This window comes from Phyllobacterium sp. 628 (assembly GCF_014189505.1).
Taxonomy (GTDB): domain Bacteria; phylum Pseudomonadota; class Alphaproteobacteria; order Rhizobiales; family Rhizobiaceae; genus Phyllobacterium.
In genome coordinates this window covers 3,195,945-3,211,858 of the sequence record NZ_CP050301.1, presented here as the reverse complement: position 1 = coordinate 3,211,858, position 15,914 = coordinate 3,195,945, and the positions used below count along the sequence as shown (strand labels likewise).

Sequence of the window (15,914 nt, the reverse complement as noted above, 5' to 3'; positions counted from 1 at the left end):
TCGCTTTGCGGTTGCGCCCATGATCGATTGGACTGACTTAATAAAAAACTCCGCTTGAAACGGGGTTTTTCGTCGGTCTGAAAATCTGATGTTATAAAAATGTGATAATCAGGATCGGTAGCGTGGTTGTCAAAGATTTCGATGAAACTCGGTAATTGCATCTAGGTCGCCGGGGCCTAACATGTTTGAAGCAATCCACCTATCCCCGGCAAATTTGAAATCTCCCGGGCGAACATCATAAAGAAAAGTGGTAGGTTTGATGGTGGATGGCTCAAAGGTTGCTGGAACCGTACCGATCTTTTCACCGCGTTGGTATACCGGAACTCGACCGGATGGCAATTCTACACCGTGGCTCTTTAACAATGCCTCAAGCCCACAATCGCGAATGGCCCGTTGATCCAGCGTAATCCACTGGCCGTTGCCAAGATCATAGGTAGCCTTTCCGGACATTTCGTCTTCTAGACTTTCTATCTTTTTCATCACCGCCGTCCCTGTAACTGGTCACATTCCTTCTTGGCGGCTTCCCTGCGCTTGTCAATCCAGTCGGCAAGGTCTGTCAGGTGAACGCCCTTTGCGGCCTTTGCGCTGCCCTCTATGCGGACCACAGGCAAATCAATTCCGCCCTCAGTAGCCTTGCGGGCAAGCTGGACAGGCGTCAAGTGGCTGAAATAGTCGCGGCACACCTTTTCAAGCGGGATGACTGCCGCGCCGTCGTATTGGGCCATGAGTAGGAAAGCGGTGTTCATTTCGCACCTCTACGGATTGCAGCAGCTGTGTCTCGTTTGATGTTAGCCCAAAGGCTGTCACGAACCCACTCGCGGCCTTGGCGGTCAAGTGCCTCGGCAACAGTTGCGCAACGCTCGCGCTCGGCCAAGATTGCGCGAGTTGCCATATCAACACCATGGTTCCCATCGGCTCGCCCGGCGCGAACACTCTTGGCCGCATCTACACAGCCGCATTCATCAAGATAGCTCGCAACGATCTCCCGCGCTGCCTGTCTTACGTCTGCCGGTATCTCTGGAATGGTATAGTCCCTCGTCTTCCAATTCGACGATGCACTACGGTCGATAGTTGTATCCGATGGTGGCGGCGCAATGCAGCCATTGCTATCTACGCCCGCCATTGCAGATATGCGGTCATGATCATCTTTGCGGGACATTAGATTTCTCTCCTGTAGATCACACCGTTGATTTCAAGGGTGTCAGGCATGGAAGGTGGAGCCTTGTTCGGATCAGCGCCAAGCTCTGCGAGACAGGCGGCAAGGTGTGGTTGTGCTGATGCTTCTGCATAGCTGATGTGATAGCTGACCCAAGGGTTGTCCTTTGGGCCATTATACCCTCGTTCGGCCACATAGATAAGCTGGCCGATGACGTTCATGATGACGATTTTAGTCAGCTTGTCCGGCGCGGATATGTTACTGTTCCAGAACCTGGCCGCAGATTTTTTCGCCTGCGTTGTGATTAAGCTGGTTTCCTTGCGGGGGGCTTTGAATACAATATTGCCGTTCCTGCGAAACAGGGCAAGCGATGCAAACGGGGTCATTTCAATAACCTCGAAAGGTTGTGGTGCCTAGAGAACGTACATCCCCTCACATTATCGAGGCGATCAAGCGTTTCCATGACTTCTTCGGCGCGCCGCTTGTTCTTGCTTCCCTCGTCACGAAGGCGCATATGGTGATGGCATGCCGACGTTTTATGCGGATAGGCGACGATCTTAAAGCCGTCTCCTATAATCTTCGCAACCTGATACGGCGCATAGGTAAGAAACAATTCAGCGCCGTTGGCCTCGCACCACGCAAACAGAATATCAAGCTCAAACTTCCATTGATAATGCTTACCAATGCGCTTTTTGGTGAAGGGCAAAGTTGCCTTGATCAGATCGGCCATTTTATTCAGCCCTCAAAAATTCAGACACATCATCCCAGCGGTGCGCAACAGCTTCAAGGTCGCCTTTGTTGGCCTCTTCACGTTCGATCACTTCTTGCCAAGCATCGGCGTCAATCACGTCGTCAAGAGCTTCCTGAATGAGTGCTTCAATGATTGGCGGGTTGAGCGCGTCAAGCTCCCAGCTTTCGTCACCGTACTGCTCGCGGTAGTTTTCAAACCGGCTATCGGTTTCCTTGGCCGGGTTGGGTGGCGGGGAGTATTGCTCTACCTGCTCCATGTTGAGCGCGAGGCGTCGAACCATCACACCATGCCGGGCAAACATTCGCAGCCGGTCGCCATTGTCGCGTGTCATGTCGAGGCCGCTCGGATCGTGGTCGCCAAGATGCAGCACAAGAGGACGCTTGCCGTTGCGATAGGAGGCTGCGAAACGCTTTCCAGCGCGATACTGCTCTGACTGTGAGGTATATCCACGACATGCAAAGAACGGCACTCTCAGGCGATTACAGATTGGTTCGATCACACCGACAAGCGCGTCTTTCTCAATCCACACCTCCGGGGCGTAGCGCTGGGTGTCCCACGGGTCCTCAAGGTATTGGGAAGCTACCGCATCAAGGATAGATTGCGGGCTAGACCACATATTAACTTGTCGAACGTTACGGGTCCTATCTTCAATCGAACTCCAGTCAATCATCCCGGCAAGGCGGGCATCATTGATAATCTCGCCAAGCCGCTTGTACTCGGTCTGTTTGTTCGGAATGATGCCGCGCGCGACGAACTGATAATATAGCTGGCGAAGCGTGAGAGAAAATCCCATGGCCCGATATTCGTCAATGATCACATTGGCCTGAGTAATGATCGAGACTGTTGATTTCCTGAACTTCTTTTCAATGAATTTTTCCAACGACATTAGTCAGGTTTCCTTGCGGGTAATGGGTTGTCTGATTGTTCGAAAAGGCGACACGATTTGGCGTCGTGGGGAATGAGCCGTTTGGCCTTGTTAAGGATCGGCTTGTTGCAATAAGCCTTCTTCAGTTCGAGCGGCTTGGTCGCGTGTCTCTTTCCATTGAACTGGGGGGGTAGGAGCGGGCGGATTTTTGCTGAAAGGGGAGTTCTGCTTATTTTTCCAAACATGCCAGAAAATGCACTCTCTGCATGTCGTTCCGGCTGGTCCCGTTCCGGCGATATGTGCCTGACCTATGAACGTTTCGCGAATAGGGTGATCAAAGTCCGCTGATGTGAGGTGGTTGCTGAATGCAAGATGAGGATTGGTAGTGGGCATTTCATACCCTCCACTCAGCGGCGATCTTGCGGTTTGCGCGATTGGTTTTCTGCTGAAATCGTTCGCCTGCGATTAGCTCGGAAACAATCTCGTCAATTACGCAATCCTCGAAGAAATCCAGCCCGTGGCGTTGCAATATGCCATCGACAACCCTTTTGACTTTTCGAGGATCAGAATTCTTGATGAACTGCTCTTTCTTGGTGCGCGTGGTCATTCTGCGGCCTCAAGATATTCGCTTTCAATGCTTTCGGCCCACGCGGCGGCATTCGATAGGGCATCATCAACGCCGTCCGCGATGCATTCGCGAATGCGCTTGCGGTCATGCTCTGTCATGGGCTGATCGCCCCAGCCTGCCGCCAAGCCACACATGCCTACTGTGAGGTCGGAAACGATGTCCTGCGCCTCTTTGGTGTAGTCTTCGAACTGCCGGAAGCTATCGGCCTGAACTGCCACTGTGTAGCAAGCGCCGGGCTTCACTTTTGCGCGCAATGCAACGAGGCGCGAAATTGCGGCGTCTATCAATGAAGTGGTTTCTGCAGAACTCATGTTGGTTGCTCCGGTAGTGGATCACTTTTGAAATCCGGCCACGCGAGCCGGACGCCGAAGGGGATCAGAGAGAGGAAAGGAGATTGTGGGTCGCTTGCGTGGAAAAGATCGTTTCAGTCAGAGTGCCGATGACGGCATAATCCCTGCCGTCGTTGCGCTTGGACTTGGCCGCGATCTTGATTGCATCGGATCTATCTTTAATGCCGTCGCAGACAGGGACTTGAGTATCAGCTTCGATAACGGTGTAAATTTGCATCGTTGCTCCGTTGATGTGATTGTTGCTATTGATGTGAATATCACAACACTATAGCCGTGTATATAGCCTTGTTAATTTGGATGATGATTATTTTTTACCGCATATTGTTCTTTATTTGTTCCGTCACCATTTTCACGCCATGACAAGAATTTTCGATTGGACTTATCAGGTAGAAGAATGGTCCGCTGATCATGAAAAGGTCTATGATCTGATTGCGGGGGTAAACAATCTGCACGCGGCGATAGCGGTGTATGAGGTTATGTGTACCGAGCGGCCTGATCGTGTGATCTATCTGCGAAACGGGGCAAGGGTCATGAGGCGTTCGAAGCCCTTCCCAAATTGCGAAATCATTATTTTGCCGCGTCCTGGGTGATGTCGATTATGGTAAGTCTTCTTCACGCAAACCAAAGTCGCGATACTGCTGGTCTCGGATATCCGGTTCGTTTCCGTTAAACTCGCCATCTTCCATAGCAAGGAATTGTGCGGGGTCATTGTCCCATGGCACACGTTCAGCAAAAGCTTCTACAGCCTTATCAAGCGCCGCTGACTTCTCCAGATCATGGCTTTCATAAACCACTTCGCGAACGGCAATCACCAGATTGATAACGTCTTGCGGTAACTGGGCTGGCTCTGGTGAAAGAGCGGCTTCAACGCGCCTATACCAACCCAAGTCTGTTGGGTCGTATTCTGTCCATGCCTTTAAATCGTCGTCGGACAACGTTCCATTGATACCTCGACCAGTGAGGAACGCATGTCGAAGCAAATTTGAAAGGTCCAATGGCTTAAGCGCCGATGTCTCTGTGATGGTCATGACTTGAAGCCTCCTTTGAATGTAAAATAGATTGACGTGCCGATACCGGCGTAGACGATGAATGCCAGCAGAGATTGAAGGATCAGCGTCATTCCTCATCCTCCCCATCTCCTGCGCATTCCACACAGATCAAGTCGCTGCCATCAGCATCGGCTAGTTCGTCCGTGTCATGCCACCACCCGCAGCCGCCGCATAAAAAGCAGCGATCATCGAACAGCCGGAGAAATTCTTCATCGTTGATAAGTTCTGCGTGTCCGGCGTCTTCAAGCTCGCCTTCCAGCGTCCGCATGCATGTGCCGGAAAGGTTCTGCTTGATCGTATTGGCAAGGGATATCTTATCCGTGAGGTTGGCAGTCATGTCGCTGTCCTCCTCTTGATCCAGTAATGAGCGGAGAATTTGGTATCCTCGTCCATCTCGCTCTTGTCCCTGATCCATTCGAGGTAATCCAAGGGAGCCTCTTGGTAGGTCTTGCCCTTGGCCTTTGTCCCGAAAGTGATCTTTCGCAACAGCGCCGGGTATTTCGAAATGGTAATCATTTCGTTGGGCGTCTTGAGATCGAGAAGGCGCAAAAGGATGTGAGCCGTCACATAGGCATCAGGCAAGGCACGGTGCGGCGGAAATGCCTGATCTTCGTCAAGCTCAATCTCCAGCCAATACCGCAAGCCCTGATTGCTGTGCGTCGGTGCATCCGGCCAAACGATACGCGCCACCTTGTAAGTGTCGATCCACGGCCTGCCGCCTCCGTCACTGAAATGCTGCTCAAACTTGGCATTGTGCGCCACGAGAATATCTGTCTGCGAACATCCGGCGAAGAATGGAGGCCAAAGGCTGGCGAGGGCTGGGGCAAATTGCACGTCGCCCTCTGTGATGTGGTGTACGGCTTTCGTCACTGCCGGTATTGCTCCGGTCGGCTTCGCAAATGATCGCCATGGGTTGCCTATCTCGCGGGTAGCAAGATCAACGTCGAAACGGCCAAGCTCGATGACCTCCGCGCCTTCGTCCTCTTGCGTCCCCGTTGTCTCAAAGTCGATGACACGCGCGATCTTGGCCGTCATGCTGCAATCCTGTCGAATAGATCGAGTTGGCCGCGTGGCTGGTCGCCGTCGCCTCCCCACTGCTGCGCCATAGCGTCGGCAATTCCTGAGAAAAACTTGGAGCGTTCGGCCCATCGGCCCGGCCCCGGCGCTGCATTGTGAACGCGAGCCCACGTCCTGCGATCTTCAAGCGTCAGTGATAGGTATTCCTGCTCAAGCTCTGGCGTGGTGTGCTGCAACACTGGCAGGCCACGAAGCCATAGGCATGTGCGCTTTGTCTCGCGGTGGCCAAACTGGTAGGGCTGAACGGATTGCGCGAATGCTTTGTAGTTGCGAATGCGGCTCTTGGCATGCTCATGCATGACAGGGTTTTCAATTGCGACCCGCTCAATGGGAGCGTTCCACAAATCGGAAAACAGTTCCGCGCCGTCATCCAGTTTCTGCCACATGAATGCCAAGCGCTGGTCGCGGTTCATATCACGGTACGCGGCAATCTCGGCGGCGTTGTAATGCTCTGCGGTCAACCGTGTCGGCGGCTCACTCAGCCAGCGCACACCACTGTTGCAAAGGCGGGTGCATGGCGGATGGGCCACCATGAGCATGTCCCAGCCAAGATGTAGGAACTTTCTGACATCGCCAATCAGGTGTTTGTTGCTGCGGTCTAATGAGGGCAACAGATCACAAGACCATGCGTCATGACTGAGGGCGGCAAATGCCCGGCGAACGGTCCCCGTATATTCACAAGCGATAAGCACTCTCATCATTCACCCTCTGGCAGTTGGGAAACGCCTCCGTAGAGGCGAAACCAAACTGTCAGTTCATTTCGATCTTCTGTATTCCAAAGTGCATGTCTTCTTGATCAGCCAACAATCGCATCCCGGCGACCACGTTATTTGCATCATGGCAGGCAAGGGCGAAGTGATCTTCCTTGCCTGTAATGGTCACGTGATTTTGTAGCTGTATTACGTATTCTTTTCGGCCCTGATCGGCTCTGTATGTCCAAACGATTGCAGTAGGCATGGCATTCCCTTTTGCTGATAATGTTGCGTTAATCACAACAATATCATGATGGGCAATTATCGCAACAAAAATCGCAACACTTATGTACGATTATATAAGCCTGTCTGAAATGTGAGGACCGCTCATTAGTGACGCACTGTGCGCGACTAACTCATTGATAGTGTTACAATGACGCACTTCCATTGATCTTTCGGCATACATGCATGCACATATATGCGCGTATAGTCTTTAATCATGTGCCATCTGATACACTTATGCATTATCAATGACTTACGATATGTTTTTACGGAAAAGTGCTGCACTAGTGCGTCATTACCGTAAATAATGGGAGAGTGATGTGGAAACCGCATTGATGTTCTGAAATGCAACCATTCCAGCGGTAATCAATGAGCCTAATCAAAGGCTAGATTGATGACTGACAAACTGACCCCGAAACAAGAGCGATTTGTTGATGAATACCTGATCGACCTGAACGCAACGCAGGCCGCTATTAGGGCTGGCTACGCTGCAAATGGCGCTGAGGTTACTGGCTCGAAGTTACTAAGAAATCCCAAGGTAATGGCCGCAATCAATGCCCGTAAGGATAAGCGTTCCGAAGCTGTGCAGGTTGACGCTGAATACGTCCTTAAAAGATTGCACGATGAGAATGAGGCTGATGTCGCTGATCTGTTCAACAAAGAGACCGGTGAAGTCCTGCCGGTGCATGAATGGCCTCTAATCTTTCGCAAGGGATTAGTACAAGGCATTGAGACTGAGCAGTTGTATGAAGGCCATGGTAAAGAGCGCAAGTGGATCGGCACCAAATACAAGGTCAGGCTAGACAGCCGTATCAAGCGCACGGAACTGATCGGCAAGCACGTCCGCGTCAATGCCTTTAGCGAACAGGTAGTAGTGAAGGGTCTTGATACTCTTGCTGATCGGCTTGAGCGGGCTATGAAACGCGATGGCTAATCTTGTCGCTCATGAATGGGTTATAGTGGCGAACAGGCGTTGGTGCATCTGCTGTGACGCTTTTCAATCCAAGCGAGATGATTGGCCCATACAATCGAAAGATTGCCATCGCAACACGCCATACGCCGCGCATCGTCGCTCCAATAAAACGGATGAATTAGACCTGTTCGGAATACAGGTCGCTCACAATGGTTAAGCAACCGGGCATCGGCCATAACCGCGATCCGAATGACGATATCATTGAACTTGCTGCATCCTGCCGGTTCGATCCTGTGCGCTGGAGTAATGTAGCGTGGGATTGGGGACACGGCGAACTTTCAGACTATGACGGGCCGCGCGCTTGGCAGGATGATATCAACGGCATCATCCGCGAACATCTGGCAAATCCTGAGACCAGATACGAACCTTTGCAAATCTCCGTCGCATCCGGCCATGGTATCGGCAAGTCTGCTGAAATGGGAATGCTGTCCAATTGGGCAATGTCCTGTTGGGCTGACGCAAAGATTGTCACAACCGCCAACACAGAGGGGCAGTTGAGGACAAAGACAGCGCCGGAAATAGGCAAGTGGTTCCGCATGTCATTAACTGCGCATTGGTTCGATGTGCAGGCGACAACCATCAAGAGCCGCGATCCAACGCGCTCCGATAGCTGGCGGCAAGATTTCATTCCATGGTCCGAACATAATACGGAAGCGTTCGCCGGTCTGCACAACAAGGGCAAGATCATCCTCGTCTTGTTCGATGAGGCATCCAAAATCCATGACAAGGTTTGGGAAGTCGCAGAAGGCGCGCTGACCGATGAAAACACCGTCATCATATGGGTAGTGTTTGGCAACCCGACGCGCAACAGCGGACGCTTTCGTGAGTGCTTCCGCAAGTTCAAGCACAGATGGAAGAACCGGCAAATTGATAGCCGCACGGTTCCCGGCACAAACAAAAAATATCTTCAACGCCTCGTAGATGACAACGGCGAGGACAGCGACCTTGTGAAGGTGCGTGTACGGGGGCAGTTCCCGGCGCAATCAGCCATGCAGTTCATTTCAGCCGACGACGTAGACAAAGCGCAAAAGGTCCATTTGCGCCCCGGTCAGTACAGCTTCGCACCAAAGATCATTGGTGTTGATCCTGCTTGGACAGGTGATGACAGCCTTGAGATCGTTCTGAGACAAGGGCTGTATTCCAAAAGCCTCGCAACCATTCCTCGCAATGACAACGACGTACAAGTGGCGAACCTGATTGCGCGGCTTGAGGATGAACACCAAGCCGACGCGGTATTCGTGGACGCGGGCTATGGAACCGGCATCGTGAGCGCTGGTCTTACCATGGGCAGAACATGGCGGCTCATATGGTTTTCAGGCAAGTCCCTTGATCCTGGGTACATCAATGTGCGGGCGTACATTTGGGGACAAATGAAACTCTGGATCAAGGCTGGCGGCGCAATCGATCCGAAAGACCAGCTTTTATATGACGATCTCGTGGGGCCTGAAACGGTCTCCCGTTTAGATGGCAAGATACAGCTTGAAAGCAAGGAAGATATGAAGGAGCGCGGCCTTCCATCCCCGAACAAGGGCGATGCGCTGGCGCTGACGTTCGCTGAGCCAGTCGCAAAGAAGGTGCGGCATCAGGTTCATGGCGGCAACCATTCGCCGGTACAGATCGATTATGACCCGCTTGCGTGAGGATGCCATGACCGATCAGGACAAAGAGACAGCTTACTACATCCAGCGTGAAGTGCACCAGACCAAGGAACACAACCAGCGTTTGGAGTTCGCAGTAGCGCAGAACATTGCCACCAATGGCCGGTTGTTCTGCGTTATGCTGTTTATCGTCTGCCTGATCGCAAAGCTGGGCGTATTTGCCGTCATTGCGGCGCTGCCTGTCGGCTTGTCCTGCATCGCTGACGCGCTCCCGGCTGGCAAGCTCAAATCCCTTTTCTCGCTCCTGATTTACGCGCTCGCGGCCTTCGTCGCGATCATCCTGCTCATCAACCTACGGTGATCCCATGTGCATGTTTTCCCAGCCCGAACAAAAAGCTCCTGTCCTGCCACCTGAAAACGCTGCGATGCGCCTGCCAGATGGTGACGCAATCAAGTCAACCACTGGCCGACGCACAGAAGACCGGGTGAAAGCTGGCGCAAACACCATTCTCACGTCCGGCTCTGGCGTCACGACTGCCGCGCCAACTGACAAAAAGACATTGCTCGGCCAGTAAGCCGGATCGGACACAATACATGACCGACAATGCCGCTCGATACGAAACGCAAATCGCCTATCATCGCCGCCGATTGGAAGAACTTAAACAGGTTCGCCAACCTTGGGAAAGCGTATGGTCGCCGCTGGCTGAGTATATCGAGCCGTCACGTTTGCGCCTGACGAATAAGAATGAGGGCGCAATCAACCGCAAGAAGATCATCGACAGTACGGGAACGTTTGCTCTCCGAACGCTGCAATCTGGCATGCATTCCGGCATCACGTCACCCGCGCGCCCTTGGTTCCGGCTGACAACGTTTGATCCTGATTTGAAAGACTTTGCGCCCGTAAAAGAATATCTTGCGGCGGTCGAAGCGCGCATGCGTGAAGTGTTTCAGGCATCCAATATCTATAACGCTTTTCATACTGGCTACGGTGATCTCGGTCAGTTCGGTCAATCCCTCGGCATTCTTGTTGAGGATGATGACAAAGCAATCCGTATGCAGCAGCTATTGCATGGTCGCTTCTGGCTGGCTCGCGACGACAAGGGCCGCGTGACGACAATGTATCGTCAATTCCGCTGGTCCGTGCAGCGAATTATTGGCCGCTTTGGTTACGATAAGGTCAGCCAGCGTATCAAGACAATGTACGATACCTCAAAGTATGACGAATGTTTTGACGTTTGCCATGCCATTGAGCCGCGCTTGTCTCGCAATCCCGGTATGATCGACAAGGCTAACAAGCCGTTCCTGTCGAACTATTGGGAAGACATGAGCAGCGAAGGGCGCTTGCTTGAGGAAAGCGGCTTTGATGAGAACCCGCTTATCGGTCCAGCTTGGGAACTCGCCGCCGATGATCACTACGCCACGTCGCCGGGGCAGATTGCGCTTGGTGATGTGAAGATGCTCCAGATGGAGCAGACACGTAAGCTTGAGGCCATTGACAAGATCGTCCGGCCACCCATGACAGGGCCGACAAGCATGCGGAATAATCCCATGTCGCTCCTGCCGGGCGCTATTACCTATGCCGACGATCCTCAGGGGAAGGGTTTCCGCCCCGCGATGGAAGTGCAGTTGCGTCTTTCAGAGCTTGCCGCCGATATCAGGGACACTCAGGATCGCATCAATCGCGCATTCTATGCCGATCTGTTCTTAATGCTTGCCAATATGGAAGGCATCCAGCCGCGAAACACCATGGAGATTGCAGAGCGTAAAGAAGAGAAGCTTCTCGCGCTGGGTCCGGTGCTTGAGAACATTTACAACGGCCAGCTTGAGCCGGTCATTGATCGCACATACGCGATCCTCAATCGTCGCGGCGAGTTACCAGCGCCGCCGCCTGATCTGCAAAATAAAGAATTGAAGATCGAATATATCTCGATGCTTGCACAGGCACAGAAGGCCGTCGCTACAGGCAGCATTGAGCGTGGCTTTGCGTTCCTTGGCCAGATATCGGCGGTCAAGCCCGATGTTCTTGATAAGGTTGATGCTGACGAAGCCGTTGATGTTTACTTTGATTACCTCGGCGTACCTCCGTCCATCGTCGTACCTGATGATGAAGTCACGAAGATGCGTGATGCGCGGGCGCAAAAACAGCAGATGGCAGAGAATGCGCAAATGGCCGCGACCGTCGCGCCTGCCATCAAGGATAGCGCTGACGCTGCAAGTGTTCTTGCGACGGCTGGGAGCAATCCGTCTGGTGGGCAACTTCTCCAGCAATTGGGCATCGGATGATGGGCGATTTGGAAGAACAACTTTCTACATTGCAACAGATTGAGCGTGAAGAACTGGCGAGGGCGTATCGCGAGGTTTTCGCCATGCCAAGCGGCAAGCGCGTTCTGTTCGATATTCTGACCGATTGCGCAATCTATCAAGACGCTTTTACCGGCGACGACAACGCGACGAACTACACGTTAGGGCTACAGGCTGGAGGCCGCAGACTGATTGGCAAGCTCGATCAGATTGACCCGCGTTTCTATCCAACTCTGTTGCTCGCCGTCGCTGACTTGAAAGCAATGGATCAAGCGGCTGCGAATAGCTCCGCAACACAAGGAAATGATGATGATCAAGATGCTTGAGAAGTATCGCCCCGTGTTTTCCTCTGAGAATGAGGGTGGCGCTGGCACTCCTGCAACGCCTGAAAGTGTGTTGTTTCCAGATGAAAAGCCCGCTGATCCGCCTGCCGGTGAGAAAAAGCCGGGCGAGGGCGAGGCTGACGGAGACAAGAAGCCAACAGAAGGCGACAACAAGTCCGGCGACTGGAAGGAATATGTTCCTGATCCTAACAAGTCGGAGGCGGAAAATACCGCCGCGAAGTCAGAACATGACAAGACCAAGCCAGCCGACGACAAAGACAAGAAGGCTGATCCGCTGGACGCCGTACCGGCTGACGGAAAATACGCGCTGACCATGCCTGAAGGCATTGCTGTGGATCAGGCATTGCTTGACGCCCTCGGCCCGAAGTTCGCCGCTAAACAGATGACTACCCGTGAAGCGCAAGAACTCACTGACGAATACGTCAAGGTTGAACAGGCTCGCGCCAAGACCCGCACGGAAAATTGGGGAAAGACCCTTGAGAAGTGGGTGGATGACGCCAAGGCCGACAAGGATATCGGTGGCACTAAATGGGATGACACCGTTGCCACCTCCCGGCGCGCGGTCAACACGCTCGGCACTCCAGAATTGAAGGAATATTTGCAGGCGAGTGGTGGCGGCAACCATCCTGAGCTTATCCGTTTCATGGCAAAGGTCGGCGCTATGATCAAGGAAGATAGTCCGGCTGATGGCGGTGCGGGAGGTTCGGGCAAGCCCGCAGAACCCGCGCATGTTCTGTTCCCGAATGACGCACCGAAAGGTTAGAAAATGGCAATTATCGGAAGTTCTTACCCGCAGCTTGTAGACGCCTATAAGGGGTCGGCTGAGGGCATGGTTATTGAACTGCTCAAGCAGAATAACCCCATCCTTGACGATGCGATTGCGACTGAGTGCAACATGGATGCTGTCCATCGCCACTCAATCCGCACCGGCTATCCTACTGTCTCGTGGGGCCGTCTTTACAAGGGTGTGAAAGCATCCAAGGCGACCATGCAGCAGGTCGATGATACGACTGGCTTTGTTGAAGCCCGCTCGGAAATCGATACGCGCTTGCTCAAACTTGCTCCAGACAAAGCAAAAGCCCGCCTTGTTGACAGCATGCCATACGTTGAAGCGCTCAATCAGGAAATGGCTACGGGCATTTTCTACCATGACACAGCAACAACGCCCGAAAAGTTTAAGGGGTTGGCCTCTCGCTTCAATGCATACAATACAAACCTTGTTGATCCTGGCAAGCCGAACATTGCCAATCAGGTTATCCATGGCGGCGGCGCTGGTTCTGACAATACGTCGATCTGGTTTGTCACATGGGCGGATCACGCGACTTCTCTGCTCTATCCAAAGGGTACGAAGGCCGGTGTTTCGATCATGGATAAGGGCGAAGAACCTGTGATTGATCAGGTGAACGGCGGCACTTACTATGCCAAAGTCTCCATGTACGAATGGCATATCGGTGCGTTCGTGAAGGATTATCGATATAGCGCCCGCATCGCCAATATCGATGTTTCTGATCTTCTGGCTGGTTCTGTCGATGTTTGGGCGCTTATGCGCAAGGCATACTATCGCCTGTTCCAAGTATACGGCATCGGCGCACTTGGCGGTAACACTGCGATCTACATGAACCGTCAGGTTCTTGAAATCCTTGACGCGCAGTCGAGTGACCGTTCGTTGCTCGCCGCCAATCCCAACTACACCGGTCTCGGACAGACGCAGGTTGAGGGTCGCGTAATCAAAACGTACCGGGATATTCCGATCCGTATGACTGACGCGATCCTGAATACTGAGGCTCTTGTTCCGTCTGTCGCCATCTAATCCATCAACCGCCTGAACCTGTCGCATCATTGCGACGGGTTGCTCCTTAAGAAAGGCAACCAGAAATGATTTTCGATCAGCAGACTTTGCTTTCCGATGCGCAGGCTATCACGGCATCGGTGGCATCCACCAATACAATTGATCTCGGACCTATCAAGCCGGGTATCGTCCGCGACATCGGCAAAGGGAAACAAATCCCGTTGCTCATTCAGGTCGTTGAGGCGTTCAACAATCTGACTTCGTTGGGCGTTGCCTTGCAGGTCGATGACAATTCCGCCTTCTCTTCGGCTAAGACGGTTTGGTCGCAGACGGTCGTTCTGGCTGATCTCAAGGCCGGTAAGGTCGTTGTCCCTGAGTACATCACTCGCGGCACCGATGAGCAGTTCTTGCGACTGAACTACACAGTTACAGGCACAGCGCCGACGACTGGCAAGGTTACTGCCGGGGTCACAATGGGTAATCAGTCAAATGGTTAAAGTTCTCGCAAAAACACGGGGCTACATCGCCGGTATCCTTCGCGAACATGGCGATGTGTTCGAATGGCCGGATGATGTGAAGCTGGGAAGATGGGTAAAGGAATATACCTCCGGCGAAGATCCTGCCGATACTGATCCATCAGAACCGGTGAACGAGAAGCCAAAGAAGCCCGGCAAGGCTGCAAAGCCCGGCAAGGCAACGACGGTAGCCGCTCCAGTGGCAGAGCCTTTTGGTGACGCTCCTGAGCCTATTCGCGTCACCAATGAAATCAATGCGGCTACAGGCGGAACAGAACCAGACTGGATCGCTCCCCAGCCCGTCGCTGATTGAATAGCGGGGCGGCTTCGGTCGCCCTCTTTTCCTCCTAATCGGGATGCCAAGAATGGCCTACATCTACAATGAACAAAGAGTTCTCGGTGTTCAAGGCGTGGCCGATGGTGTGAAAGTATTCAATAACCGGCCAGTGCTTGGGCTTAGCGTTGCCCCTGACGGCGTGATGATCATCAACAATATCAGGGTCTTAGGTATTCGCAGTGTGAGCGGTCAGGTCATTCATAATGACCAGCCCGTAATTGGCGTTGTGATCGTCGCGGACGGTCGCACGATCTACAACGACCAGCAGGTAATTCCGGCCCGTGACGTGAGTGGAATGTTCCCATGAAAATGACAAGCCTTGCCAAGAAGTACAGCGACCTTGCTGAGACAAAGCCATCGGGCGCTGACACCGACGAATACTTTCCTACTCTCTACTTCGATGAAGCACAGATGGACGCGCTGGGTATCGACACTGCGAAGGTTGGCACTGACATGTCGATGGTCGCAATTGTTCGCGTTTCGAGCGTCAGCGACAGCAAGAACGGTTCGCGCTCCATAGGTTTCGAAATCATTGAGGCGGCTATCAAACCCAAAGAACGGGACGCTGCCAGCATATTATTCCCGAATGAAAAGTCCGGCAAATGACATCCATTGTATCCATTTGCAATCTTGCGCTCTCAATCTCGGCAAGAGCAATATTAATGCTCTGACTGAGCCGAACGCGGAGGCACGAGCCTGCAATCAGTTTTACGAGCATGTTCGCGATATGCTGCTGCAAGGCTATCCATGGCGGTTCGCGGGCAAGACACAATCCCTCGCGCAGTTGACTAATGATAAGCTGGGCAAATGGGCTTATGCATATAGCCGCCCGGTTGATTGCCTCAAAGTTCGTTGGGTTCGACCGGCTTATTCCACCACGGACATGCGCAAGGAAGAGGGGGCTTTGATCCCCGAATATTCTTACCCTCATGACATTGAGGGAACCACCATTTATTCAGACCTTTCGCCCGCCTTCCTGCGCTATACAGTGCGGCTCACCGATCCTACAAAGTTTACCCCACTGTTCGTAGATGCCCTTGCTTGGCATTTGGCTGTTCGCCTTGCTATGCCCTTGACCCGTGACCCTAAGATGCGCGCCGATGCTTTCCAGCTTGCGCAGCAGACACAGGGACTTGCACAGGAAGCCGACGCGAATGAGGTTCGCGAGACATCCGATCACGAAACTGAATTTGTGGCGGGGCGCTGA

At 52.9% G+C, this 15,914-nt stretch carries 27 protein-coding genes; 13 read left to right on the top strand and 14 right to left on the bottom strand.

Going from position 1 to position 15,914, the window contains the following annotated elements; translation table 11 throughout:
* Nucleotides 1–129: 129 nt before the first annotated feature.
* From HB779_RS17495 to HB779_RS17430, 14 genes are all read right to left on the bottom strand, one after another.
* Nucleotides 130–480 carry a hypothetical protein gene (locus HB779_RS17495; protein WP_188343532.1) on the bottom strand — a complete coding sequence of 117 codons (351 nt, stop codon included), beginning with the start codon at nt 478–480 and terminating at the stop codon, nt 130–132.
* On the bottom strand, nt 480–746 hold the full coding sequence (locus HB779_RS17490) for a pyocin activator PrtN family protein (RefSeq protein WP_188343531.1): 267 nt from the start codon (nt 744–746) through the stop codon (nt 480–482). Before HB779_RS17490 ends, HB779_RS17495 begins: the two co-directional genes overlap by 1 nt.
* Nucleotides 743–1,159 (bottom strand): hypothetical protein, encoded by a 417-nt coding sequence (locus HB779_RS17485; protein WP_188343530.1) that lies wholly within the window; start codon nt 1,157–1,159, stop codon nt 743–745. Before HB779_RS17485 ends, HB779_RS17490 begins: the two co-directional genes overlap by 4 nt.
* Nucleotides 1,159–1,542 carry a hypothetical protein gene (locus tag HB779_RS17480; RefSeq protein ID WP_188343529.1) on the bottom strand — a complete coding sequence of 128 codons (384 nt, stop codon included), beginning with the start codon at nt 1,540–1,542 and terminating at the stop codon, nt 1,159–1,161. Before HB779_RS17480 ends, HB779_RS17485 begins: the two co-directional genes overlap by 1 nt.
* Complete coding sequence (locus tag HB779_RS17475; protein WP_188343528.1) at nt 1,539–1,886, bottom strand: hypothetical protein; 348 nt, start codon at nt 1,884–1,886, stop codon at nt 1,539–1,541. The genes HB779_RS17480 and HB779_RS17475 overlap by 4 nt, the downstream gene beginning before the upstream one ends.
* Before the next feature lies 1 nt (nt 1,887).
* Nucleotides 1,888–2,787: a hypothetical protein gene (locus HB779_RS17470; protein ID WP_210302598.1), complete on the bottom strand. Its 900-nt coding sequence runs from the start codon at nt 2,785–2,787 to the stop codon at nt 1,888–1,890.
* Nucleotides 2,788–3,166: 379 nt separating this feature from the next.
* A complete protein-coding gene (locus tag HB779_RS17465) occupies nt 3,167–3,379 on the bottom strand; it encodes a hypothetical protein (protein ID WP_188343526.1) in 213 nt (70 codons plus the stop codon).
* Complete coding sequence (locus HB779_RS17460; protein WP_188343525.1) at nt 3,376–3,711, bottom strand: hypothetical protein; 336 nt, start codon at nt 3,709–3,711, stop codon at nt 3,376–3,378. The genes HB779_RS17465 and HB779_RS17460 overlap by 4 nt, the downstream gene beginning before the upstream one ends.
* Nucleotides 3,712–3,775: 64 nt before the next feature.
* On the bottom strand, nt 3,776–3,967 hold the full coding sequence (locus HB779_RS17455; protein ID WP_188343524.1) for a hypothetical protein: 192 nt from the start codon (nt 3,965–3,967) through the stop codon (nt 3,776–3,778).
* A 379-nt stretch (nt 3,968–4,346) separates the two neighbouring features.
* The gene (locus HB779_RS17450) at nt 4,347–4,778 is read right to left on the bottom strand and encodes a hypothetical protein (RefSeq protein ID WP_188343523.1); all 432 of its coding nucleotides are present in this window, start codon (nt 4,776–4,778) and stop codon (nt 4,347–4,349) included.
* An 88-nt stretch (nt 4,779–4,866) separates the two neighbouring features.
* Nucleotides 4,867–5,136 carry a hypothetical protein gene (locus HB779_RS17445; protein ID WP_188343522.1) on the bottom strand — a complete coding sequence of 90 codons (270 nt, stop codon included), beginning with the start codon at nt 5,134–5,136 and terminating at the stop codon, nt 4,867–4,869.
* Nucleotides 5,133–5,834 (bottom strand): exonuclease domain-containing protein, encoded by a 702-nt coding sequence (locus HB779_RS17440; protein WP_188343521.1) that lies wholly within the window; start codon nt 5,832–5,834, stop codon nt 5,133–5,135. Before HB779_RS17440 ends, HB779_RS17445 begins: the two co-directional genes overlap by 4 nt.
* A complete protein-coding gene (locus HB779_RS17435; protein WP_371823866.1) occupies nt 5,831–6,409 on the bottom strand; it encodes a hypothetical protein in 579 nt (192 codons plus the stop codon). Before HB779_RS17435 ends, HB779_RS17440 begins: the two co-directional genes overlap by 4 nt.
* A gap of 217 nt (nt 6,410–6,626) precedes the next feature.
* Nucleotides 6,627–6,833, bottom strand: a complete 207-nt coding sequence (locus tag HB779_RS17430) for a hypothetical protein (RefSeq protein WP_188343520.1) — start codon at nt 6,831–6,833, stop codon at nt 6,627–6,629.
* Nucleotides 6,834–7,244: 411 nt separating this feature from the next.
* On the opposite strand from HB779_RS17430, the gene HB779_RS17425 reads away from it, so the two are divergent.
* The 13 genes from HB779_RS17425 to HB779_RS17365 all read left to right on the top strand — a co-directional run bounded on the left by HB779_RS17425 (nt 7,245) and on the right by HB779_RS17365 (nt 15,914).
* Nucleotides 7,245–7,784: a terminase small subunit gene (locus tag HB779_RS17425; protein WP_188343519.1), complete on the top strand. Its 540-nt coding sequence runs from the start codon at nt 7,245–7,247 to the stop codon at nt 7,782–7,784.
* Between the two features lie 188 nt (nt 7,785–7,972).
* Nucleotides 7,973–9,463 (top strand): terminase, encoded by a 1,491-nt coding sequence (locus HB779_RS17420; RefSeq protein ID WP_188343518.1) that lies wholly within the window; start codon nt 7,973–7,975, stop codon nt 9,461–9,463.
* A gap of 7 nt (nt 9,464–9,470) precedes the next feature.
* Nucleotides 9,471–9,782 carry a hypothetical protein gene (locus tag HB779_RS17415; RefSeq protein WP_188343517.1) on the top strand — a complete coding sequence of 104 codons (312 nt, stop codon included), beginning with the start codon at nt 9,471–9,473 and terminating at the stop codon, nt 9,780–9,782.
* A 4-nt stretch (nt 9,783–9,786) separates the two neighbouring features.
* A complete protein-coding gene (locus tag HB779_RS17410) occupies nt 9,787–9,996 on the top strand; it encodes a hypothetical protein (RefSeq protein WP_188343516.1) in 210 nt (69 codons plus the stop codon).
* Nucleotides 9,997–10,015: 19 nt separating this feature from the next.
* Nucleotides 10,016–11,704 (top strand): portal protein, encoded by a 1,689-nt coding sequence (locus HB779_RS17405; RefSeq protein WP_188343515.1) that lies wholly within the window; start codon nt 10,016–10,018, stop codon nt 11,702–11,704.
* Nucleotides 11,701–12,048 carry a hypothetical protein gene (locus HB779_RS17400; protein ID WP_244642411.1) on the top strand — a complete coding sequence of 116 codons (348 nt, stop codon included), beginning with the start codon at nt 11,701–11,703 and terminating at the stop codon, nt 12,046–12,048. Before HB779_RS17405 ends, HB779_RS17400 begins: the two co-directional genes overlap by 4 nt.
* Nucleotides 12,032–12,829: a hypothetical protein gene (locus HB779_RS17395; RefSeq protein WP_188343514.1), complete on the top strand. Its 798-nt coding sequence runs from the start codon at nt 12,032–12,034 to the stop codon at nt 12,827–12,829. Before HB779_RS17400 ends, HB779_RS17395 begins: the two co-directional genes overlap by 17 nt.
* A 3-nt stretch (nt 12,830–12,832) precedes the next feature.
* Nucleotides 12,833–13,876 (top strand): major capsid protein, encoded by a 1,044-nt coding sequence (locus HB779_RS17390; protein ID WP_188343513.1) that lies wholly within the window; start codon nt 12,833–12,835, stop codon nt 13,874–13,876.
* 65 nt (nt 13,877–13,941) lie between these two features.
* The gene (locus HB779_RS17385; RefSeq protein WP_188343512.1) at nt 13,942–14,352 is read left to right on the top strand and encodes a Bbp16 family capsid cement protein; all 411 of its coding nucleotides are present in this window, start codon (nt 13,942–13,944) and stop codon (nt 14,350–14,352) included.
* Nucleotides 14,345–14,683 carry a hypothetical protein gene (locus HB779_RS17380; RefSeq protein ID WP_188343511.1) on the top strand — a complete coding sequence of 113 codons (339 nt, stop codon included), beginning with the start codon at nt 14,345–14,347 and terminating at the stop codon, nt 14,681–14,683. Before HB779_RS17385 ends, HB779_RS17380 begins: the two co-directional genes overlap by 8 nt.
* Nucleotides 14,684–14,735: 52 nt before the next feature.
* Complete coding sequence (locus HB779_RS17375) at nt 14,736–15,014, top strand: hypothetical protein (protein WP_188343510.1); 279 nt, start codon at nt 14,736–14,738, stop codon at nt 15,012–15,014.
* Nucleotides 15,011–15,313, top strand: a complete 303-nt coding sequence (locus HB779_RS17370; protein WP_188343509.1) for a hypothetical protein — start codon at nt 15,011–15,013, stop codon at nt 15,311–15,313. The genes HB779_RS17375 and HB779_RS17370 overlap by 4 nt, the downstream gene beginning before the upstream one ends.
* The gene (locus HB779_RS17365; RefSeq protein WP_244642410.1) at nt 15,294–15,914 is read left to right on the top strand and encodes a hypothetical protein; all 621 of its coding nucleotides are present in this window, start codon (nt 15,294–15,296) and stop codon (nt 15,912–15,914) included. The genes HB779_RS17370 and HB779_RS17365 overlap by 20 nt, the downstream gene beginning before the upstream one ends.